This is a genomic window from Kitasatospora sp. NPDC048662 (assembly GCF_055587065.1).
In genome coordinates, this window is the sequence record NZ_JBVJHA010000009.1 from 77,565 (window position 1) to 98,208 (window position 20,644).

The 20,644-nt window shown below is 73.6% G+C and carries 18 protein-coding genes; 10 read left to right on the forward strand and 8 right to left on the reverse strand.

Annotated elements, in window-relative coordinates:
• Positions 1-26 precede the first annotated feature (26 nt).
• Entirely contained in the window at positions 27-638 is a 612-nt protein-coding gene (locus ACZ6R9_RS23710; protein WP_465540167.1) for a DUF4328 domain-containing protein, read from the reverse strand.
• Positions 639-753: 115 nt separating this feature from the next.
• Entirely contained in the window at positions 754-1,569 is an 816-nt protein-coding gene (locus ACZ6R9_RS23715; RefSeq protein WP_380478827.1) for an SAM-dependent methyltransferase, read from the reverse strand.
• 212 nt (positions 1,570-1,781) lie between these two features.
• Between ACZ6R9_RS23715 and ACZ6R9_RS23720 the strand changes: the two genes are divergently transcribed.
• The 4 genes from ACZ6R9_RS23720 to ACZ6R9_RS23735 all read left to right on the forward strand — a co-directional run bounded on the left by ACZ6R9_RS23720 (position 1,782) and on the right by ACZ6R9_RS23735 (position 3,354).
• Positions 1,782-2,045: a hypothetical protein gene (locus ACZ6R9_RS23720; RefSeq protein WP_380478825.1), complete on the forward strand. Its 264-nt coding sequence runs from the start codon at positions 1,782-1,784 to the stop codon at positions 2,043-2,045.
• Positions 2,042-2,302, forward strand: a complete 261-nt coding sequence (locus tag ACZ6R9_RS23725; RefSeq protein ID WP_380478824.1) for a hypothetical protein — start codon at positions 2,042-2,044, stop codon at positions 2,300-2,302. The genes ACZ6R9_RS23720 and ACZ6R9_RS23725 overlap by 4 nt, the downstream gene beginning before the upstream one ends.
• Complete coding sequence (locus ACZ6R9_RS23730) at positions 2,295-2,462, forward strand: hypothetical protein (RefSeq protein ID WP_465540170.1); 168 nt, start codon at positions 2,295-2,297, stop codon at positions 2,460-2,462. The genes ACZ6R9_RS23725 and ACZ6R9_RS23730 overlap by 8 nt, the downstream gene beginning before the upstream one ends.
• A 154-nt stretch (positions 2,463-2,616) precedes the next feature.
• On the forward strand, positions 2,617-3,354 hold the full coding sequence (locus ACZ6R9_RS23735) for a hypothetical protein (RefSeq protein ID WP_380478820.1): 738 nt from the start codon (positions 2,617-2,619) through the stop codon (positions 3,352-3,354).
• Here the strand turns inward: ACZ6R9_RS23735 and ACZ6R9_RS23740 are convergent.
• The 4 genes from ACZ6R9_RS23740 to ACZ6R9_RS23755 all read right to left on the reverse strand — a co-directional run bounded on the left by ACZ6R9_RS23740 (position 3,341) and on the right by ACZ6R9_RS23755 (position 9,986).
• The gene (locus tag ACZ6R9_RS23740; protein WP_465540173.1) at positions 3,341-4,564 is read right to left on the reverse strand and encodes an MFS transporter; all 1,224 of its coding nucleotides are present in this window, start codon (positions 4,562-4,564) and stop codon (positions 3,341-3,343) included. The two genes, ACZ6R9_RS23735 and ACZ6R9_RS23740, sit on opposite strands and share 14 nt — an antisense overlap.
• Before the next feature lie 267 nt (positions 4,565-4,831).
• A complete protein-coding gene (locus ACZ6R9_RS23745) occupies positions 4,832-5,320 on the reverse strand; it encodes an RrF2 family transcriptional regulator (protein ID WP_465540174.1) in 489 nt (162 codons plus the stop codon).
• Between the two features lie 62 nt (positions 5,321-5,382).
• A complete protein-coding gene (locus ACZ6R9_RS23750; protein WP_465540176.1) occupies positions 5,383-9,315 on the reverse strand; it encodes a tetratricopeptide repeat protein in 3,933 nt (1,310 codons plus the stop codon).
• On the reverse strand, positions 9,234-9,986 hold the full coding sequence (locus tag ACZ6R9_RS23755) for a penicillin acylase family protein (RefSeq protein WP_465540178.1): 753 nt from the start codon (positions 9,984-9,986) through the stop codon (positions 9,234-9,236). The genes ACZ6R9_RS23750 and ACZ6R9_RS23755 overlap by 82 nt, the downstream gene beginning before the upstream one ends.
• A gap of 182 nt (positions 9,987-10,168) precedes the next feature.
• On the opposite strand from ACZ6R9_RS23755, the gene ACZ6R9_RS23760 reads away from it, so the two are divergent.
• Together ACZ6R9_RS23760 and ACZ6R9_RS23765 are read left to right on the forward strand one after the other, a co-directional pair.
• Positions 10,169-10,762, forward strand: a complete 594-nt coding sequence (locus tag ACZ6R9_RS23760; RefSeq protein WP_465540181.1) for a GrpB family protein — start codon at positions 10,169-10,171, stop codon at positions 10,760-10,762.
• A gap of 504 nt (positions 10,763-11,266) precedes the next feature.
• Positions 11,267-12,148 carry a class I SAM-dependent methyltransferase gene (locus ACZ6R9_RS23765; protein ID WP_465540183.1) on the forward strand — a complete coding sequence of 294 codons (882 nt, stop codon included), beginning with the start codon at positions 11,267-11,269 and terminating at the stop codon, positions 12,146-12,148.
• A gap of 25 nt (positions 12,149-12,173) precedes the next feature.
• On the opposite strand, the gene ACZ6R9_RS23770 is transcribed toward ACZ6R9_RS23765, so the two are convergent.
• Positions 12,174-13,082, reverse strand: coding sequence for an aminoglycoside phosphotransferase family protein (locus ACZ6R9_RS23770; RefSeq protein ID WP_465540185.1), 909 nt, complete (start codon positions 13,080-13,082; stop codon positions 12,174-12,176).
• Between the two features lie 454 nt (positions 13,083-13,536).
• Complete coding sequence (locus ACZ6R9_RS23775; RefSeq protein ID WP_465540187.1) at positions 13,537-14,547, reverse strand: zinc-binding dehydrogenase; 1,011 nt, start codon at positions 14,545-14,547, stop codon at positions 13,537-13,539.
• A gap of 233 nt (positions 14,548-14,780) precedes the next feature.
• Between ACZ6R9_RS23775 and ACZ6R9_RS23780 the strand changes: the two genes are divergently transcribed.
• The 4 genes from ACZ6R9_RS23780 to ACZ6R9_RS23795 all read left to right on the forward strand — a co-directional run bounded on the left by ACZ6R9_RS23780 (position 14,781) and on the right by ACZ6R9_RS23795 (position 20,592).
• Entirely contained in the window at positions 14,781-15,317 is a 537-nt protein-coding gene (locus ACZ6R9_RS23780) for a TetR-like C-terminal domain-containing protein (protein ID WP_380479250.1), read from the forward strand.
• A 173-nt stretch (positions 15,318-15,490) separates the two neighbouring features.
• Positions 15,491-16,363: an MBL fold metallo-hydrolase gene (locus tag ACZ6R9_RS23785; RefSeq protein ID WP_465540189.1), complete on the forward strand. Its 873-nt coding sequence runs from the start codon at positions 15,491-15,493 to the stop codon at positions 16,361-16,363.
• Positions 16,364-16,385: 22 nt separating this feature from the next.
• Entirely contained in the window at positions 16,386-16,943 is a 558-nt protein-coding gene (gene cpt, locus ACZ6R9_RS23790; protein ID WP_465540191.1) for a chloramphenicol phosphotransferase CPT, read from the forward strand.
• A 124-nt stretch (positions 16,944-17,067) separates the two neighbouring features.
• Positions 17,068-20,592 (forward strand): nSTAND1 domain-containing NTPase, encoded by a 3,525-nt coding sequence (locus tag ACZ6R9_RS23795; RefSeq protein ID WP_465540194.1) that lies wholly within the window; start codon positions 17,068-17,070, stop codon positions 20,590-20,592.
• Positions 20,593-20,644: the final 52 nt, after the last annotated feature.

Sequence of the window (20,644 nt, forward strand, 5' to 3'; positions counted from 1 at the left end):
TGGCGGGCGGGCCTGCGAGACATTGCTCACACACGCGCCGTCGCGGCGGGCTGCGCGGCGGCGTGCAGCCGTGCTTCCTGAGCGGACGTGATCTGCTGGATCACCAGGATCGCGAGCGCCGCCGCAGCAAGGCCGGCCACCACGTCGAAGGCCGAGTAGCCGTTGGAGTTCGCGTTGAGTCGGTTGACCCACAGGGCGCCGAGCGTCTTGGCGAGCCACGCGGCCCACCAGGCATTGATCAACCAGGTCTTGCCGGTGGGCGCGGTAGCGCGCCAGATGTCCAGCGCGATCCGGCGCGGAATCCACCACATCGCCAGGGGGACGAACCAGCCGCCGACGGCCCATCCGGCCGAGTACTTCTGAGTCCCCGGACCGAAGCGGTCGACGTTGAGCCGGCAGCGCCGGAACCAGAGAAGGAACACGACGCAGGTGCCGAGGAACAGTCCGATCAGGAGCGGCGCGAGCGCCAGGAAGAGCGCCGAGCGGGTGCCGCCGGCCACGGCGACCGTCACCTGCAGGGTGGTCTGAAGGCCGATCAGCACCTGCGCGGCCAGCGCCAACCGCCGGAAGCCGGTGGCCGATCCGCTGTCGGGCAGGACCTGCGGGCCCGGCGCGTGGTGAACGTTCTCGGAATGCACAGTGATCCCCCGCCGAAGTGGTGTCTGCGGTGTGGATCACGCGCAGAGATGGCGTGAAGGATAGGGGTCGCGTGCGAATTGTCAAAGTCGGTTTCACGCAGCCCGGTCGAGGCCCCTACGGCTTGCGGGCCAGGGCGCAGGAGATCATCTGCTCCCACACCGTCAGTTCGCGGCGGCTCGCAGCGGTGGTGCCGAGCGGTGCGGATTCCGGGCGCCACAGGGGGCAGTTGACGAGGCCCGGATCGAGGAGGTCGAGGTCGCCGAACAGGGCGGTGATCTCCTCGTCGGTGCGCCAGCGGCCGCGGCCGAAGACGCTCTGCAGTTTCTGTTCGGCGATCCGGGTCTGTTCGTTGTCGCCGGAGCGGAAGTGGGAGATGTAGATCCGGCTGCCCGAGGGCACCCGGTCCGCCCACCAGCGCACCACCTCGCCGGGGCGTTCGGCGTCGTTGAGATGGTGCAGGACGGCGCTGAAGACGATGCCCACCGGCTGGTCGAAGTCGATCAGGCGGGCCACCTCGGGATGGCGGTGGATGCTCTCCGGTTCTCGTACGTCCGCCCCGATCACCGTGGTGCGGTCGTCGGCGGCCAACAGGGCGCGGCCGTGAGCCAGTACGGTCGGGTCGTTGTCGACGTAGACGACGCGCGCGTCAAGGCGGTGCCGCTCGGCGACCTGGTGCACGTTGTCGGCGGTGGGCAGGCCGCTGCCCATGTCGAGGAACTGGCGAATGCCGTCGTCGGCCATCGCCGCGACGGCGCGAATCAGGGCCCGGCGGTTTTCGATCGGGACCGCGGCCGAACCGGGCAGTTCCCGGAGGAAGAAATCGCCGATCTCGCGGTCGGCGGGGTAATTGTCCGTGCCGCCGAGCAGATAGTCGTAGACGCGAGCGATGCTCGGCGTGGACGGGTCGATCCCCGTGGTGTCGTCCGGCATCGAAATCACCCCTGTCGCTGGGACTGTCGGCGCCCAAATCGTAGGAGAGGGCGCCCGGCTCGGAGCGGTGAATCGCCGTGTCCGCCCACCCGGACGCGAGTGGGGGACAGCAGCGGCTTCCTCGGGTCGGGGAAGAGTTCGTGGGGGAAAGGTGGCAGACGGATCGAGCCTGCCCGGGTACGGTCGGAGACATTGGGACGGGAGGGCAAGGCATGACGGCAATGGCGGAGTCCGGCACGCTGCGGGTGCCGCGGAGCATCAATGGCATCGGGCATGCGCTCACCTATGACGAACGGGCCAGGTTCTACGGGGAGTTGGGCCCGGTCGAGGATTCGCTGGACCGGGAGGCCGTGATCACCTCGTGGTGGCTGCGGGCGATGTCCGCGGCGTACGGCAGCGACCGCTCCGGGTTCCGGGCGGCCGTCGGCCCCGTGCTCGCCGCCGCCCGGTCGCGACAGATCGGAGCCGTCGCGTGAAGGGTTGGCGGTTCTGGCTGCAGGACCAGCCCGCCCAGACGATGCTCGAAATCTCCAAGGCGGACGACCTGTTGTTCGCCCTGGTCACCGCCGCGCTGGTGACCCTCGACGGCCGGGCCGGCACCCCCGTCGACGAGTGGGGCGACCTGCGCAGCGCGGTGCTCGCCCCGTCGGTCACCGCCGAACTGTTCGTCAACCCGGAGGAACGCACCATCGACGTCCTGCGCCTGGTGTGGGTGCCGGGGCTCGGTGAGTGAGCCCGTGGGCGAGTCGGTGGGTGCCGAGGTGGCGGGTGCCGAGGTGGCGGGTGCCGGCCGGCGGGCCGGCGGGTCGCCCGAACCGGGGGAGCGGGGCCGGTCGCTGGGCTGGGAGATGATGCCGTTCGCCAAGCCGGATGTGGTGCGAGTGATTTTCTGACAACCACCCAGTGTCGGGCTGGGGCATACAAGTTGGACATAACGGTATTTCTGCCGATAAGTCGAGTGCCTGCTGCCGCGGTCATGGCATGGGTGCTTTCGGTACGCCCAACCCGAAGGTGGGATTGTGGGATGACCTGCTTAGAATCTGCGCCATGACCATCCAGGGGGACGCGCCCGCAGGCGCCGATGAGGACCTGCCGGTGACCGGGCATCGGGCCATCGGCGAGCGGAGACGCCTGGCCGTCCTGTGGAGTGTCGTCGCGGTGCTGGCCGCCGGTGGCGTGTGGGTGGTGTCCACGCCGCACCCCGGTGACATCCTGCCCGGACTCGGCCCGACCAGCACTCTGCCCGCCGCTGCCGCTGCCGCGCCCGGACAGGTGGCCAAGCCGCTGACGGAGCCTCAGGCATTCGGGGCGGAGCGGTACTTCCCCGCCCAGCGCGCGTACGAGTACGACGCGTTCAAGGCCCGGCGGACCGCCGCCCGGGACGGGGCCGACTGCCAGGGCGTCCAGATCGACAAGAGCCACAACCTGCTGGAGAAGCTCGACTGCCAGGGCTGGCTCGGCGTCGCGCTCACCCGCAACGACCAGCCCGTGATCAGCAGCATCACCGTGCTGCGCTTCAACGACCGGGACGCCGCCGCCCGGGCCGTGCAGACGGTGCGCGAGCACGCGGCGGAGTTCGAATTCACCTTCCCGGACGGGCTGGTGGCCCCCGCCGCGGGCATCCGGCCGATGGCCGCGACCCAGGTGGAACTGGTCGGCCACCACATCACCATCGCCGTCTCGCGCTACGCCGACCAGCGGGCCGGCGACAACCCGGACGAGATACTGACCGCCAGCGCCCGGGTCGCCGCCGCCATCGCCGGTCAGCCGTTCATGTGGATGTAGTACCACCGCTTCGGTTGCGTGCGGCGCTCACCCGGAGGAACCCCGCCGCACCGCACGCCAGCACCGCCGCCAGCGCGAACACCGCCACCGCGCCCGACGGCAGTGCCAGGCCGCCCAGCACGGTGCCCCCGCCGATGCCCAGATAGATCGCCGACGCGTTCAACGACACCAACAGCGCGGCCTGTTCGGGGGCCGCCGCCAGCAACCGGTGCTGCTGGGCCGGGGTCTGGCACCAACTGCTCGCGCCCCACAGGAACGCCAGCACACCGGTGGGGATGCCGGTGCGCGGATGGCCCGCCGCGAGGCCGGTCAGCGCCGTGAACGACACCGCCATCGCCGCATAGCCCGCCGTCAGCACCCGCACCGGACCGGCCCGGTCCGTCCAGCGCCCCGCCAGCAGGTTGCCCGCCACCGCGCCCACCCCGTACAGCACCAGCACGACCGGCACCGCGACCCGCCCCGAGACGCCGACCGCCGCCAGCATCGGCACGCTGTACGAGTACGGCACGTAACACGCCGCCATCCCGAGCACCGTCAGCGGCAGCACCGAGAGCACCCCCGGGCGGCGCAGCGCGGCCAGCCTCCGACGCAGCGAAGCGGGCTCGGCGCCCGGGAGTCGAGGGAGCGCCAGCCCGACCGCGAGGGCGCCCAGCGCGGACAGGGCCGCGACCGCGCCCAGCGCCGCCCGCCACCCCAGGCCGACGGCGGCCACCCGTCCGAGCGGCACGCCGAGCGCGGTGGCCGCCGTCAGCCCGCCGATCACCACCGCGAGCGCCCGCCCCCGCGACTCGGCCCGCACCAGCGCCGCGGCCGTCGCCCCGGCGGTCGGGGTGAACGCGGCCGCCCCCAGAGCCGCGAGGACGCGGCCGGCGAGCAGCGCGGCGTACGTGGGCGCCAATGCGGACGCCGCGTTCGCGGCGGCGAGCAGCACCAACGCCCCCACCAGCAGGGTGCGACGGGGCAGGCGGGCGGTGACGACGGCGAGGAGCGGCGAGGCCACCGCGTACACGGCGGCGAACAGGCTGACGGACTGCCCGGCGGCGGCGGTGGACACCTGCAACGCGTCGGCCATGGCGGGCAGGAAGCCGGCGGTGACGAAAGCGTCGGTGCCGACGGCGAACGTGCCGAGAGCGAGCACGGCGGCCGGGCGGAGACCGGCTCCGCGAGGGGCGAGGGCGGAGGCGGGTGGGGACTTGACGGTGCTGGGCATGGTGGGGCTCCTGGATATTCTGGATGCTTGTTGTCCGGAATTGGGGAAGGCGGGGGCGCGAGACCAGTTGGGCGCGAAGATGGGGGCGCGTGGGGGTACCTCCCGGCCCGCTAGGGCTGGGGGAGAACTGCGCGACAAGCGCAAGCCACGTCCGTAAGGTCGCGATCAAGTGCAGGTCATTGCCCTGCGTCGCGATCTTGCGGACGTGGTGCGTTCCCCTTCGCGCAGTTCCCCGCGCCCCTGGTTTTGCTCGCGCTCGCGCCCCCTTTACGCGGCTGAGGCGAGGCGGGCGTAGTTGTGGCGGATGCGGGTGATGGAGGTGGCCGGGGCGTTCTGGGCGAGGTCGGTGATGGTGCGGGCGGCGAGTTCGCGGCGCCAGGCGAGTTCGGCGCGGCGCATGGCGGCGGCGATGCCGCAGGGGCGGGTGAACTCGCGGGGGCCGGCGCCCTCCGCGGAGGCGCCGTGTTGGCGGATCTCGGCGCAGGTGAAGAGCGGGTCGGCGCCCTCGACGGCCGTCACCACGTCCATCATGGTGATCCGGCCCGGGTCGCGGGCCAGTCGGACGCCGCCGCGCGGGCCCGGGGTGGACGTCAACAGGCCTGCGCGGGTGAGTCGTTGGAGCACCTTGTTGAGGTACGTCGGCGACAGTTCGAACATCGCTGCCAGCCGGGCCGAGGGCACCGGGTCGGTCTCGTCCAGCCATACCAGGGTGAGGCAGCAGTGCAGGCCCCACTCGACACCTTCGCTCGTCCGCATATTCGGGATACTAGCTGTCCGGAATCCCGTGCCGCCAGTATCCGGCCGTGCAACGGGGCCCGTCAGGAGGGCAGCTGGTCGATCGCGGCCAGGATCTGCCCGAACTGCGCTGCCACCCGGTCGAATTCGCCGGGCTGTTCGGCGGCCAGCACCCGGTAGAGGTCGAGTGCTTCGAGCGCGGCGTCCCGTGCCTCCGTGCGGTGGCCGAGGTTGTGTCGGACCAGGGCGAGGATGCGCAGGGCGGCGGCCAGGGGCGACAGGTGGAGTTCCGGGTCGGCGCGGTGGAGTGCGCGGCAGATGTCGGCGGCTTCGAGGATGGGGGCGAGTGCGTCCTGCGCCCGGCCGGCCAGGCCGGACTGGGTGCCCTGGACGATCAACGCGTGGGCCAGCAAAGGCAGATGGGTGTCGGGGTCGGTCTTGGCGAGGGTGCGCCGGAGGGCTGCCGCCTCCTCGGCCAGGGCGAGGCTCTCGGCCCACTGGCCCGGTTCGTCGAGGCAGTCGGCGAGGTTGGTCAACGCGTGGGCCAGCAAGGGGAGATGACGCTCCGGCATGGCCTCGGCGAGCTCGCGGCCGAGGCCGAGGGCATCGCGGGCGGGACGGACGGCCGAGGCGAAGTCCCCGGCGAGCCGCAGTTCCTCGCTGAGCCGGATCAGGACATGGGCGAACCGCGACAGGTGGGCGCCCGGGTCGGCCTCGGCCAGGGTGAACCAGAGCGTGACGGACTCGGCGCAGACCGGCACCGCCTCGGCGTGCCGCCCCAGGGAGCCGAGCAGGTGGGCCAGGCTGTCCAGGGCCGTGGCCAGTTGGGGGCGATGGACCGGTGCGTCGAGCGCACGGAGCAGGCTGACCGCCTCGGCCCGGCTGTCCAGCGCCTCCTGCGTCCGACCCAGCAACTGAAGGTGGCCGGACAGGTGGTCCAGGGCGACGGCGAGCCGGGCCGAGTGGACGGCCGGGCGCAGGGCGTTGAGCGCACGGCACAGCTCGACCGCCTCCTGGGCGACCGCCAAGCCCTCCTCGGCCCGGTGCTGCACACCGAGGTGCCGGGCCAGACCGGACAGGGCGGCGGCGAGATCGGGCCGGGTGGCGTCCGACGGGGTGGCGTTCAGCGTCCGTGCGATGGCCACGGCCTCCCGGGCCAGGGCCAGCGCCTCGGCCGGCCGGCCGAGATCGTGCAGGTGGTCGGAGAGGGTGGTGAGGACGGTGCGCAGCCGCGGCAGGTGCGCATCGGGATTGTGGTCGGCGAGTCGGCGCAGCAGCGTGGTCGCCTCCTCCGCCGGGGCCAGCCCCTGGTCCGGCCGGCCGAGCAGCCGCCAGGCCTGGGACTCGTTGGCGAGCGCACCGGCCAGCTCGGACAGGTGGGCGTCCGGATCGGACTCGGCGAGCTCCCGGCTCGCGGCCACCGCCCGGCGGGCCGCCAGTGTGCTCTCCCGCAGCCGGCCCAGATCACCCAGCCGGATGGCCAGGTTGGCCGTCGCGGCCGCCCGCCGTCGCAGCTGCGTCGACGGGTCGGCCCCGGCGAGCCGATCGATCACGGCGAGGGCCTCCTGGACGGCGGCCAGCCCGTCCTCGTGCCGTCCCAGCCTGCCGAGAACGGTGGTCAGGTTGATCAGAGCGTCGGCCAGCTCGGGCAGACCCGCCTCGCCGCGCGCCCGGTGCAGCTCGACGGCCTCCCCGGCGAAGGCCAGACCCTCGTCCGGCCGGCCGAGGGCGGTGAGCCGGTCAGCGAGGTTGTCCAGCATGACGGCCAGATCGACGGTGTGGAGCTCGGGATCGGCGGCGGCGCACGCCCGGCACAGCTCGACCGCCTCCTGAATCGCGGCCAGGCTCTCCTCGGCGCGGCCGAGCTGGTCCAAGCGGTGGGAGAGGTCCTGGAGCGTGCCGGCCAGCGCCAGGCGGAACCGCTCCGGGTCGGCGGCTGCGGGCTCCCGCAGGCGGTCCGTCAGTACCTGGGCCACCCGGGCCGCCTCGTGCACCAGGGCCTGACTGGCGGGCGGGAACAGCAGGTGGAGCTCGAACAGCTGGTCCAGCGGCGTCCCCGGGTCCGAGACGATCGCGTCCAGCGCCGCCACCAGCGGCCCCGGGCGCGGGCTGCGGGTGGCCAGGAAGACGAAGTACGGGGCCAGCGTGGCACGTTGACGGACACACAGCGCGGTCAGCGCGGCGTCGAGGCGGCCACCGATGGCAGGGTGCGCGGCGGCGCGGGTGTAGACCGTGAGGAGCTGCGCGGTGCGGCGCGGGTCGAGGGCGGGCAGCAGGTGCTCGGGAAGCGCGGGATCGGACTCGACGACCCGGGCGATGTGGCGTTCGGCGAGCCGGTCGGGCGGGAGCGGTCCGAACGGCTGGGGCTTGGGGGCGAGGTAGAGCGCGCCCAGCCAGTCCGTCACCGTGTCGCGGCGGTCGCGTGGCTGGTCGGCCAGCGCCGGGAGTTGACACCACAGCCGGTCCGCCTGTTCCCGGTCGGCCGCGCCGGCCAGGTTCGCGGCGGCGACCACGGCGTCCAGCGCCCGCGCCGACAGCGCGGGGGAGAGGCCGAGCGCGGCGGCGGTGCGCTGCCAGTAGCGGCGTTCGTGGCCCAGCAGCCGGTCCTCCACCACGGCGGCACCGGGCCGTCCGGCGGAATCGGCCGCCCCGGTGGTGTCGAGCAGGTCGGCGAGCGCCGCCATCTGCAAGGTCAGCGCATTGTCGTACCCGGCCCGGCCGAGTTCGGCGGGCACCGGCAGCGCAGCCGCGACACCCGCCCAGTCGGGCCCCGACTGGCCGTCCACGAACGGCAGCGCGGCGGCCAGCGCCTCCACCGCGGCCCGGTACGCGGCCGGGCGGCCCGAAGGCTCGTCCTGGAGCGGCTCCAGCCGCCGGGTCGGGGCGAACTCCAGGTGGTCCTGCGCCACGTCGTCGGCGGTGACGGCCTGCTGCCACCAGTCGCCGTCGGTGCGGGCCAGCAACAGGAGCTTGAACGCCGTCGGACCGGGGTGCGCGGCAGCGGCCCCGACCAGCGCCGCCAGCTGCTCGGTGCGGTGCTCGGCGTAGTCCAGAACGATCAGCAGCGGACGCGTCGCCCGCCGGCAGTCCGCCAACTCCTCGGCCCCGGCGTCCGGACGCGGCCACAGCACCGCCCACTGGCGCTCCGACAGCCGGGCCGCCAGCTCGTGCGCCAGCCGGGTCTTGCCCTGCCCGCCCGGACCGTGCAGCAGCCAGGCGCCGAACCCGCCGCGCCCGCACCACTCGACCAGCTCACCCAGCAGCTCCCCCCGCCCGTGGAACGGCACCACCTGCCGGGCCGCCCGCAGCAGCGCCGCCGGCGAGCGGACCGGCCCCGCCGCCCGCTCCGGAGCGAGGGCCGGATCGGCCAGGTGCTGCAACTCGACCGGCTCCAGCGCCGCCGCCGGCACCCCGTGCGCCGCCAACACCGCCCGGAACGCCGGATCGTGGTGCAGCACGTACCCGGGCACCAGGTTCAGCTGCGCCCCGCCCGAGTGCGCCCGCTCGGAGGCCACCACCCCCACCAGCAGGTCACCGCAGTGCACCGCCGCGCCGGACAGCCCGCCCCACGGCGAACCGCCGGACCACTGCGGCGGCTGCTGACGCAGGTTCAGCACGTGCCGGTTGTCGACGTAGCCGGTACCCGGATTCAACTCCCCGACCAACTGCACCGCTTCGGCCGGACGCCCCGCCCGCTGGCCGACGTCCGGCAGGCCCCAGGTCTCACCGGCCGTCCCCGGACGGTCCGTCACCAGCCGCCCCCAGCGCACCGGCCCCGGCGGCTCCGCCCACAGCGACTCCTCGAGCAGCAGCAGCGCCGCGTCGTCCCGCCCGCCCGGCGTCCCGCACCACAGCACCTCGGCGCCGACCGGACCCGGCCCCGCCGGACGGAACACCTCCACCGGCCCGCCACCACCCACCACATGAGCGGACGTCAGCACCAGCCGCCCACCGATCGCGTACCCCGAACCCGGCCCGCCCGGCCCACCGACCCCCACCAGCCGCGACCGCTCCACGACGCCCCGCCCCCCTGCCGACCCTGCGAACCCCACCATCCTAGGAAGTCATCCCCGGTGGAGCACGGGCGGTAGCACCTGAGCAGCAGGAACCTTGCCGGCCTGACCCCGCCCGTCTTTGTGAAGCGCTCGGTCACCCACTGCTTGGCGGCGTAGCGGCGGGTCTGGTCGGTGAAGTGCGGGGAGTCCGGGTCGGCCGACTGCCCGTAGGTGAGCAGCGTTCGGGTGCGCGGGCCCTGCCGGGTCAGCTCGGTGGCCATCAGGAAGCTGGAGCCGTGCGGGATACCCGCACCGGCCGCCGGGTAGGTGCCGCCGCCCGCGCCCGAACCCGGCTCGGCCGTCAGCACGTTGAAGCAGCCGAGCTGGCCGGCGCAGCCGTGCAGCGGGATGCCCGCCCAGCGCTGGACGGCTCCGATCGGGGCGTCCACCGGCAGCCCGGCGGCCGCCAGGCCGCGGACGGCGTCGGCGAAGGCGCGCTGCGCGTCGGCGTTGTCGGCGGCGATCCCGCGCGGGGTGGTCAGCGGCCGGGCCGGGTCGTACGGGACCGTCTGCCAGGCCCTGGTGCGGGTGCCCGCCAGCGCGTCGCGGTACGCCTGCCACAGGACGGTGCCCCGACTGTCGGCGTCGGCCCGGGTGTCCCAGGCGGCGAGCGCCTCGCACGCGGCACGCACGTCGACCGCCGGTCATCGCTCCACGGGACGAGGCGGCCCTCGCCCGCGAGACGTAGCCGGGCACCTGTGGAGTAAGGGGCATCCCCGATGCCCGAGCCGCCTTCTGGCGTGGCGCGGAAGCCTGGAGTTCCGGCCCGGCCTGCACGCTCGAAGGATCCAACCGATCACCTACAGTGGGGCGAATGGCCACTGACACCCAACCCATCGTCGTCGCCCCCTACGATCCAGCCTGGCAGGCACACGCACTCGCCCTCGCAACCGAGTTGCGCTCGGCACTCGCGCCGCTGCCCGTGCACATCGAACACATCGGCAGCACCGCGATCCCCGGCATGGCCGCGAAGCCGGTCCTCGACCTCCAGATCACCGTCACCGACCTCGCCGAAGCCGAACGCGCCTTCGACCAGCCCTTGGCCGCGAGGGGATTCCGGCGTTCCCCGTACCAACGTGACCACGTCCCGGCCGGACTCGACGACGACCCCGCGCGGTGGGCCAAGCGCCTGTGGCTGCGCCGCGGACACGCCGACGCCGACTGCAACCTCCACGTCCGCCTGCTCGGCTCCCCCAACGAACGCCTCGCGCTCCTCTTCCGCGACTGGTTCCGCGCGCATCCCGAAGCGGTGCCCGCCTACGCCCACTTCAAGACCGTCCTCGCCGGTGCGGTCGGCGACCTCGACACCTACGCCGACGTCAAGGATCCGGTCGTCGACCTCGTCATCACCGTCGCCAACTCCTGGGTCACCGAGGCAGGTTGGTCCCCGCACAGCAATTCGGCATAGCCCGCCGGACCGGACCGATCAGCCGGCCGGGCTGCGGGCGCGCAGGAGGCAGAAGACATGGCCCCCGGGGGTCTCCCACGTCCTCGCCCGCATGAAGACTTGGAATGGCCCGGATGATGTCCGCCGCAATCTGCTGATACGGGTGCGCCTCGGCGTCCGGGGCGATGGGGGTGACGTCCAGGGCAAAAGCGTAGGACGACCCAAACGACCTCGCTCGCCGGGGTGGTGGCGTGATGGCCAAGCCCTGCACCAGGGAGCAGCCGGACGGCACCCGGAGGGGCAACACGCGGGGGCTGAGGCGTCACTTCGTTGTGGGGGGGGGCGGAGCGCTCGTCGATTCGGTGCAGCGGGGCCGGAAAGGCGGGAGGGAAAGCCATTGCACCTGCCTGCCGCCTGCGACCACCGATCCGTCGGGGAATTGTTGCGGAAAGCATACTGAATAGCACTGTCGAAAAATTCCCAAATATGATATGATGTCAGAAATTGGCATTAGTGTTCCGGGTCATGGACAGTCACGCACACCGGCCCAGCCGCACCGCCCTGATGTCGGCCGCCGCCCGAGCGGCCCACCTGCTCGTCGACCAACAGCCGCCGATCTTCGCCGACACCCTCGCCGCCACCCTCATTGGTGAGGCCGCCGAGCAACTGCTCGATTATCACCGCGAGTTCGGCAGCCACCCGATCCTGGCCGGTGCCCGCACCACCGCCGTCACCCGCAGCCGCTGCACCGAGGACCGCCTCGCCGAGGCGGTGACCCTGCGCGGCATCGACCAGTACGTTTTGCTCGGCGCCGGTCTGGACTCCTTCGCCTGCCGCAGCGAACTCGCCCACAGTGTCCGGGTGTTCGAGGTTGACCACCCCCACACCCAGAACTGGAAGCGGAACCGGCTGACCGACGCCGGAATCACCGTCCCACACACGGTGTCCTTCGTTCCGTTCGACCTCGAACAGGGCGGGGCGCGCGCACTGACCGCAGCGCTGACGGCCGCCGGCTTCGACCCGCACCGACCGGCCGTGGTCGGCTGGCTGGGCGTCACCATGTACCTGAGCGTCGAGGCGATCGGCCAAGTCCTCTCCACCATCGGCGAGTTCGCGCCCGGCACTGAACTGATCGCTGAGCACCTGCTCCCCGCGGAACACCGCGACCCGGCCGGGCAGACCTATGCCGAGCACGTGCAGGCCGCAGCCGCGGAGGGCGGTGAGCCGTGGCGGACCTTCCTCACCGTCGAGGAGATGGAGACCCTGCTGCGCACCCACGGCCTGCGCCCGCTCAGCCACCTGCGCCAGCGCGATGCCGTGGACACCCACCTGTGGGAGGAACGGACGGACGCGCTGCGCCCGTTCGAACTCTCCGTGCTGAGCCATGCGGTGGTGCCCGAGCGGTGATCGGCGGCGGAGGCGCTCGCTTCGGTCACAGCCCGGCCGGGTCGTCCAGGACGGCGCGCAGGCGGGCGACGCACTCGGCGACGAACGCCGGGTCGGTGTGCCAGTAGTACGGCACTCCGCTGATCGCCACGGCCACCGCCCAGCCACAAGCCCGTTGCCACGTCGGCTCGTTGACGCCCAGCGCGTCCCGGTAGGCGTGGCGGGCGGCCGCTGGCATGTCCCACAGCGGGGCGTGTTCGGCGTCCGGGAAGCCGATCGACAGGCCGCCGAAGTCGATGATCGCGTGCAGTCGGCCGTCCCGGACCAGCAGGTTGGACGGCTTCAAGTCCCCATGCAGCCACACCCGGGGTCCGGCCGGGGCGGGGAGGTCGAGCGCCCCGCGCCAGATCGCCTGCAGGCGGTCGAGGTCCAGGTCGAGGCCCGGCAGGGTGCGGGCCTGCGCGAAACACTCATCGACCCAGTCGGCGCAGGGCGTCAACTCCCCACCCCGGTACCAGTGCAGGCCGCCCCGCTCGGCCTCGGGCGGCAGCGGGGCGGTGTGCAGGCTGCGGACCGCCCCCGCCAACTCCGCCCCGAACGCGCCCCAGTCGGGCACCGAACCGGGCCCCGGTTCGGTGCCCTCGATCCATCGGTACACCGACCACGGCAACGGGAACCCACCCCCCGGCACCCCCTCATGCACCGGCTCCGGCACCTCGCACGCCAACTCCGGCGCCAGCCTGGGCAACCACCTCTGCTCCTTGCGCACCGCCTCCGCCGTCCCCGGCGTCCGCGGCAACCGCACCAGCAACTCGCCCCCGAGCCGGAACATCCGATTGTCCGTCCCGGACCCGGCTGCGCGGATCGGCAACCCGGCCCACTCCGACCGCTGTTCGGCCAACAGCCGGCGGACCAGGGCTTCGTCGGCCGGGATCTCGTCCTCGTGCAGTGTCATCCGTCGATCATTCACCGCACACCCGCCCGAGAGCGAACGAAATTCCTTCGCACGGCCGGAGCGCCCGTCGCCACGCTCCCGCTGTGGCATACGCATGGGACGTGGGCCAACTGATCGAGGACGGCTTCGCGCCTGTGGCCGTCGAGCACGAGTGGGTAGGACGGGGGAGGCGAACCTGTTCCCGCGCGAGCTGCTCCACCGGGCACGGGAGCTCGTCGCCGCGCACACCGTACTGACGGTCGAGCCCGATCCGGCCTCCGTGCGCGCCTTCGGCCCGGACCTGAACGACCGGACGCGGCCTGGGTACCCGCCCACCGGGAGGGTTTTCGCCAGGCCGCCGGGACCGCGGAAACGATTCCGCCTCGGCCGGCCCGCCCGGCCTGAGGCACAGAGCCGGCCCGGCCCGCCCCGCTCTCGACGGGACGGGCCGGGCCGGGTGCGAACCGGCGAAGTGTCAGGGCTTGAGGATCAGGCGGATCGGGTTGCCCTGCTTGGTGTGCAGGCGCTCGACGGCCGCCGCGGCCTGCTCCAGCGGGAGCACCTCGCTGACCGAGCGGGAGAAGTCGAGTCGGCCGCCGGCGGCGAGGGAGATCAGCTGCGGGACGGCGTTCTCCTCCGAGCCGTAGTGGCCCAGGATCTGCTGCTGGAGGTAGGAGAAACGGACGCTGTTGGCGACCGTCAGCGGCTGGTCGGTCAGGCCGACGAGGATCAGGCGCCCGTGCGCCCCGAGGACGGCCAGCGCCTGCTCGCGGACGGCCGGGACACCGGCGAAGTCGAAGGCGGCGGCCAGGCCGGCCCCGCCGGTCGCGGCGCCGATCTTCGCGGCGAGCTGCGGGTCGGCGGAGTCGAGGACCACATCCGCACCGAAGGCGAGAGCCCGTTCGCGGGCGGCGGGGGAGGGGTCCACGGCGATGACCGGGTTCGCGCCGATCGCCCGCAGCAGCTGCACGCCGTGCGCGCCGAGGCCGCCGACGCCCCAGACGCCGACCGGCTCGGCCGGGCGCACCTGGCCGGTGGTGGTGATGGCGGCCCACGGGGTGGAGACCGCGTCCGGAATGATCGAGCCCTGTTCGAACGGGATCGACTCGGGCAGCCGGACCAGGGTGTCCTTGCGGGCGAGCGCGTACTCGGCCCAGCCGCCGTCGTAGTCCACGCCGCGCGTCCAGGTGATGCCGTCGCGCTTCTCGCCGGCCTGCAGCACCACCCGGTCGCCGATCTGCCAGGCGCCCGCGTCCTCGCCCAACTCGGCGACGGTGCCCGCGACTTCGTGTCCGAGGGTGACGCTCTCGCCGGGGAGGTACAGCGGGGTGAGCGAGCCGTCGATCAGGTGGACGTCGGACAGGCAGACGCCGGCCGCCTCCACCCTGATCAGCACCTGGCCGGCGCCGGGGACTGGGCGCTCCACCTCCTCGACGCTCAGCTTGCGGGTGGGCAGGTGCAGGCGGACGGCACGCATCCGGGCCATGGTCGATCCTCTCCGGCCGGCGGCGTACGTGTCGGCGGCCTCGTTGCCGCAGCGCCCTGCCCGAGGTGTATCGCAAGGCGACTTGCATTGCCGAGGCTACGACGCGACACACGGCAATGCAAGGAGGCCTGCGTTAGGCTTCGGGCGTGTCGAAGGAGAAGCCGGTGGGACCTACGGGGACGGACGCGGCCGAGGGCAGGGCCGCCACCCCGCTGCGTCGGCGCGGCGCCGCGATGCGGCGGGCCGTGCTCGACGCCACCGTGCGGCTGCTCGCCGAGGGCGGACTCGACGCCGCCAGCGTCTCGGCCGTCGCGGCCGCCGCCGGCGTGCACGAGACGTCTGTCTACCGCAACTGGGGCACCCGCGAGCACCTGCTCCGCGAGGCCCTCGCCGACTACACCGACCACGCCCTGCCGCTGCCCGACACCGGCAGCCTGCGTGAGGACCTGCGCCAACTCCTCACCGCCCTGGGCGCGTTCCTCGACACCCCGGAGGGTCCGGCGCTGCTCCACCTGAGCATCGCCCCGGCCACCGCCGAGACCCGCAGCGGCCGCGACGCCTACTGGGCCGAGCGGCTGGAACGCGCCGAGATCCTGCTGCGCCGGGCCGCCGAACGCGGCGAGATCCGCTCGGACGCCGATCCCCGGGCGGCGGTCGAGGCGCTGATGAGCCCGCTGTTCGCCCGCCACCTGCTGCTCGGCGAACCCGTCACCCCCGCCTTCCTGGGCTCCCTGGTCGATCTGGTGGTGGACGGCCTGGCCCCGCGCTGAGCCGGCCGATGGACGTCCGGCACGAACCCGTCCCGTTCCGGCTGTAGAGAGCCTCGTCGCCCGAAGTACAAGATCTGTGACTCTTCCCCTTTCCGGTCTGTTCGGGTGAATCTTGATGTGCCGGGCCGATCTGGCTCGTTGACGATTCATCGGAACGAAGTGGGGGCACTGCCATGGGCGAAGACTGGTATGTGGACGATCGATGCACCGGGTGTGATGTGGCGCGGCAGCTCGCACCCGACCTGATCGTGCAGGTGGGCCGGGGTTCGGAGGTGGTGCGCCAGCCGCGCGACGCCGCCGAGCGGGCGCAGTTGAACGCGGCCGCGTTCGCCTGCCACACCCGTTCGATCCGCCGGCACTCGGGGCCGCTGGACGCGGCGGCCGACCCGTTCCCGCTGGCGATCGACGAGAACGTCCTGCTCTGCGGCCACAATTCGCGGCAGACGGCCGGCGCCAACTCCTATCTGCTGCGGCGGCCGGACGGCACCGTGATGATGATCGACACGCCGCGCTGGTCGGAGTCGCTCGCCGCCCGCTACGAGGCGGTCGGGCGGGTGACGGACGTCCTGCTGACCCACCGGGACCACGCCGCGCACGGCCGCAGCTACGCGGACCGCTTCAAGGCCCGACTGTGGATCCACGAAGGCGACTCGGCCGCCGCGCCGGACGCCGACCGGGTGCTGCGCGGCACCGATCCGGTCGAGATCGCCGACGGCGTGACCGCCCACCCGGTGCCGGGCCACACCGAGGGCAGTGTGCTCTACCTCGCCGACCGGCGGTACTGCTTCAGCGGCGACAGCATCTACTGGTCGCGCACCGCCGGCGCGTTGGCCGTCGCCGAACACGTCACCTGGTACTCGATCGAGGAGCAGGCCGCCTCGCTGGCCCGCGTCGCGCCCCTGCTGCACTTCGAATGGATGCTCCCGGGACACGGCGACCGCAAGCAGCTGACGCCCGGGCAGATGGCCGAGCAGTTGGGCGCACTGGTCGCCCACGCCGCCCAACTGGTCTCCAGCCCGGTGGACTTCGCCGCACACCAGTGGTGATAGGGGCAGATAGGGTGGCCCGGTGACCATTCGGGTGATCGTGCTCAACGGCGGCTCCAGCAGCGGGAAGAGCAGCCTGGCGCGCTCGCTCCAGGACCGGCTGCCGGAGCCCTGGCTGACCTTCGGGATCGACGGCCTGATCGAGGCGATGCCGCCCGCCCTGCTGGCGGAGGACGCCGGGATCGACCTCGGCGGCGACGGCGCCGTCACCGTCGGCGACACCTTCCGCCGACTGGAAGCCGCCTGGATGGCCGGCGTCGCCGCCACCGCCCGGGCGGGTGCGCGGGTCCTCGTGGACGACGTGTTCCTCTCCGGGGCGGACTCCCAACACCGTTGGCGTGAAGCACTGTTGGGCCTGGAGGTGCTCTGGGTCGGGGTCCGCTGCGACCCGGCCGCCGCGACCGCCCGCGAGCGCGCCCGGCCCGACCGCACCCCGGGCATGGCCGCCGACCAGGCCCTGCGGGTGCACCACGGCGTCCACTACGACCTGGAGGTGGACACCACCCGCACACCCCCGTCCGAGTGCGCCCGAGCGATCGTGGAACGGCTGGAGCGGCTGAGCGCCAGTGGCCGTCACTAGCGTGCGGTGGCAAGGGTCACGCACCGCACGCCGACTTCCCGATGCGCCACTGTGAATGTGAACGAGGCTGTCTGGTAAGGATTTTGACGCTGCATTAGAATTCCTTGCCTCGGGGGTGAGGCGGATGGAGCCTGGCACTGCCGCGCCGAGCGACACCTCGGTGGTGAGGGTCCTCGGCCGGGACGGGCGGCCGGAGGGGGCCGGGTTCCTGGTGGGGCGGCGCGACGTGGTCACCTGCGCGCACGTGGTGGCCCGGGTGCTCGGCGTGGCGGCGGACGCGGCGCAGGCGCCGGGCGGTCGGCTGGAGGTGGACTTCCCCCTGGTCGCGCCGGGGCGGCGGACGGCCGCCGAGGTCACCGGGTGGACGCCGATCGCCCCGGACGGGTCGGGTGACGTCGCGGTGCTGCGCCTGGTCGAGGCCGCGCCCGCCCGGGCAGCCTCGGCCAGGGTGGTGGAGCAGGGCGCGGCATCCGACCGGCGGGTACGGACGTTCGGGTTCCCGGCCGGGCACGACGACGGGGTGTGGAGCGTCGGGTGGCTGCGCGGGCGGACGGCGGCCGGCTGGTACCAGTACGACACCGACCCGGCCGGGCAGCACCGGGTGCGCCCCGGCTTCTCCGGCGCACCGGTGTGGGACGTCGCCGAGGGTGGCGTGGTCGGCATGGTGGTCGCGGCCGACGGCGCGGGCGGCGGCCGGTCCGCGTACCTGATCCCCACCGAGACGCTGCGCGCCGGCCGCCCCGAACTCGGCCCGGCCGCCCGGCCGGTGAGCCCGTTCCGGGCACTGGAGCCGTTCGCGGAACGCCACGCCGACCGGTTCCACGGCCGCGAACAGCTCACCGGGCGGATCGTCGACCAGCTCGCCTGGGCGCCCGTGCTGGGCGTCGTCGGGCCGTCGGGCTGCGGGAAGTCCTCGCTGGTGCACGCCGGAGTGCTGCCCGGGCTGCGCCGCCAGGACGGACTCCACGTGGTGACGCTCCGCCCGGGGCAGCACGGCCGAAGCCCGGTCGAGGCGCTCGCGGCAGCCCTGCTGCCCGCCCTCGAACCGGCCCTCAGCGAGACCGCCCGGCTGGCCGAACTCCCCGCCCTCACCGAGCTGCTGCGGGACGGCCGACTGCCCGAACTGACCGACCGGCTGCTCGCCCGGCAGGGCAAGGACCGCCTGCTGCTGATGGTCGATCAGTTCGAGGAGGCCCTCAGCGGCACCGAAGCCACCGACCTCGACACGCTGGCGGCCGCCCTCGCCGCCGCCCTGCGCCCCGGCTCCCCGCTGCGCGTGGTCACCGTCCTGCGCAGCGACTTCCTCACCGCCGCGCTCACCCACCCCGGCCTCGCCCCGCTGTTCGGCGGCGACCGCCTGGTCACCGTGGGCGCGATGACCGACAGCGAACTGCGCGCCGCCGTGCAGCGGCCACTGGAGGGCACCGGCGTCCGCTACGAGCCGGGGCTGGTCGACCGGCTCCTCGGCGACCTCGGCGGCGACCCCGGCCGGCTGCCGCTGCTCGCCTTCACCCTCGCCGAGCTGTGGGACCGCCAGCAGGACGGCGCCATCGGCCACACCGCGTACGAGGCCCTCGGCGGCGTCGGCCAAGCACTGGCCAGGCACGCCGAGCAGCTGTGGACGGGCAGCCTGAGCGAGGACGAGCAGCGGGCGGCCCGCGCCCTGCTGGTCCAGCTCGTGCAACCCGGCGGCGACGGCACCGCCCCGACCCGGCGGACCGCCGCCCGCTCCGACCTGAACGACCGCCAGTGGCGGATCGCCCAGCGCCTGCTGACCACCCGGCTGATCGTCCCCGGCGCCGAGTACCTCCCCGCCGACGGGCCGCCCGAGGAGACCGTCGAACTCGCCCACGAGGTGCTGCTCACCCACTGGGACCGCCTGCGCGGCTGGTTCGAGGCGGACCGCGAGTTCCGCACCTGGCAGGCCGACCTGCGCCGGCGGATCGGCCGCTGGCAGGGCGACGGCCGTCCGGCCCGCCGCCTGCTGCGCGGCGCCGAACTGCGCGACGCCCGCACCTGGCAGCGCCGCCGTGCCGACGAACTGCCGCCCACCGAACGGGAGTTCATCGCGGCGAGCGTGCGCGGCAGTCATCGGCGATGGAGCACGGCGGTGGCCCTGACGGTCGTTCTCGGCCTGCTCGTGGGACTGGGAACGTGGGCCTGGCAGGACACCGTCCGGGACGAGGCGGCGACCACCGCCTCCGAGGTGCTGGTGCAGCAGTCCCGGGACGCCGACGGCGCCTTCGTCACCGACCGCGGCTCGTCCTACACCGCGCTGCTGCTGGCGATGCGCGCCTACCGCACCCGCGACACCGAGCAGACCCGGGCCCGGCTCGGCGAGATGTACGCCAAGTACGGCTTCGCCGACCTGCTCGTGCCCCGCTACCCGAGCTCCGAGTCGCCACTCGCCGGGCTGACCGGCGCACTGCCCGCCGCGATGCTCACCGACGCCTCGGGACGGATGGTCGTCGGGTGGGCCGGGGACGGCACCGCGGTGGTGCTCCGCCTCGGCACCGACGGCGTGCACCGGCAGCCCACCGGCCGCCGCGCCGCCGTGATCGGCGTCAGCCCGGACGGCTCGGCGCTGGCGATGGGACACACCCCACCGTTCACCGCGGACTCCGATTCCCGGGGACTGCCGGTCGAGCTGTACGACGTGCGGACCGGCGCCGTGCGGGAGCTGGAGAGGCCGGTCGAGGGCGACCCGCTGCGCTGGGACCTGGACGTGAGCGGGGTCCTGCCAGGATTCGAACTGCCCGACCTCGCACAGGCCGGTGCGGACGGACTGACCCTGCCGACCCAGTACGCGCAGTTCTCCTTCTCGGCCGACGGCTCGCTGCTGCTGGCCCGCACCGGCGCCTTCGGCACAGCAGGGCGGGTGGTGCTGTGGGACACCGCGTCCGGGCGGATCAGGAAGGTGATGCCCGCCCCCAGCGACCTGAACGGCCAACTCTGGCTCGGCGCGGGCGGCGACACCCTGCTCAGCCTGAACGAGGGCCTGGGCCGGGACATGGCGATCGTCCACTCGCTCAGACTCTGGGACCTGCGCGGCGACGCGCCCACCGGGCGGGAACTGCTGCACTGGGACGCCTCCGCCACGGACGGCCTGGTGGTCGGCGTCAGCCCGACGGCGGACCGGGCGGCGGTCGTGGAGAGCCGGATCGGGGCCGGGGGGACGGTCAGTCACCACCTGGTGGTGCACGAGCTGCCGAGCGGACACGTCCTCAGCGACACCACCAGCGACCAGCAGGTGGTGGCCTCCGGCGTCACGATCGCCCCCGGCGGCTCACACGCCGTGCCCTACCAGACCGACGGTGCCTTCCCCATCGCTGACAGCCGGCCCGTCGCCACCGGCCCGGACGACGGGCCCGTCCTGTCCATCGGCGGCAACTGGACGCTGGACCTGTTCGGTACCGAAGCCGAACCGGCGGTCCTGATGGCCGACCCCGGCCTGCTCGCCGTGGTGGCCGGCCGCGATCCGCTGACCCGCCTGCCCAAGCCCGGGCAGCGCCCCGACGCGGCGGACGCCGGGGCGCGGCTGGCCGCGCTCTGCCGGGCGCTGGGCGACGAGACACTGCCCGACGCCGCCGCCCGAAAACTCCCGCCCGGGGCGTACCGGGGGCAGGTGTGCAGCACCGGGAAGGAGTGACCTGACGCACGGAACACCGCTGGTGCGGTTCCCCCTCGGCGGGCCGGAGGAC

Excerpts from the sequence above, each read along its gene's own strand:
- ACZ6R9_RS23795 (WP_465540194.1), top strand. The coding sequence starts at position 17,068 with ATGGAGCCTGGCACTGCCGCGCCGAGCGACACCTCGGTGGTGAGGGTC.
- ACZ6R9_RS23760 (WP_465540181.1), top strand. The coding sequence starts at position 10,169 with ATGGCCACTGACACCCAACCCATCGTCGTCGCCCCCTACGATCCAGCC.
- ACZ6R9_RS23770 (WP_465540185.1), bottom strand. The coding sequence starts at position 13,082 with ATGACACTGCACGAGGACGAGATCCCGGCCGACGAAGCCCTGGTCCGC.
- ACZ6R9_RS23740 (WP_465540173.1), bottom strand. The coding sequence starts at position 4,564 with ATGCCCAGCACCGTCAAGTCCCCACCCGCCTCCGCCCTCGCCCCTCGC.
- ACZ6R9_RS23745 (WP_465540174.1), bottom strand. The coding sequence starts at position 5,320 with ATGCGGACGAGCGAAGGTGTCGAGTGGGGCCTGCACTGCTGCCTCACC.
- ACZ6R9_RS23720 (WP_380478825.1), top strand. The coding sequence starts at position 1,782 with ATGACGGCAATGGCGGAGTCCGGCACGCTGCGGGTGCCGCGGAGCATC.
- ACZ6R9_RS23775 (WP_465540187.1), bottom strand. The coding sequence starts at position 14,547 with ATGGCCCGGATGCGTGCCGTCCGCCTGCACCTGCCCACCCGCAAGCTG.
- ACZ6R9_RS23765 (WP_465540183.1), top strand. The coding sequence starts at position 11,267 with ATGGACAGTCACGCACACCGGCCCAGCCGCACCGCCCTGATGTCGGCC.
- ACZ6R9_RS23780 (WP_380479250.1), top strand. The coding sequence starts at position 14,781 with ATGCGGCGGGCCGTGCTCGACGCCACCGTGCGGCTGCTCGCCGAGGGC.
- ACZ6R9_RS23785 (WP_465540189.1), top strand. The coding sequence starts at position 15,491 with ATGGGCGAAGACTGGTATGTGGACGATCGATGCACCGGGTGTGATGTG.
- ACZ6R9_RS23735 (WP_380478820.1), top strand. The coding sequence starts at position 2,617 with ATGACCATCCAGGGGGACGCGCCCGCAGGCGCCGATGAGGACCTGCCG.
- ACZ6R9_RS23715 (WP_380478827.1), bottom strand. The coding sequence starts at position 1,569 with ATGCCGGACGACACCACGGGGATCGACCCGTCCACGCCGAGCATCGCT.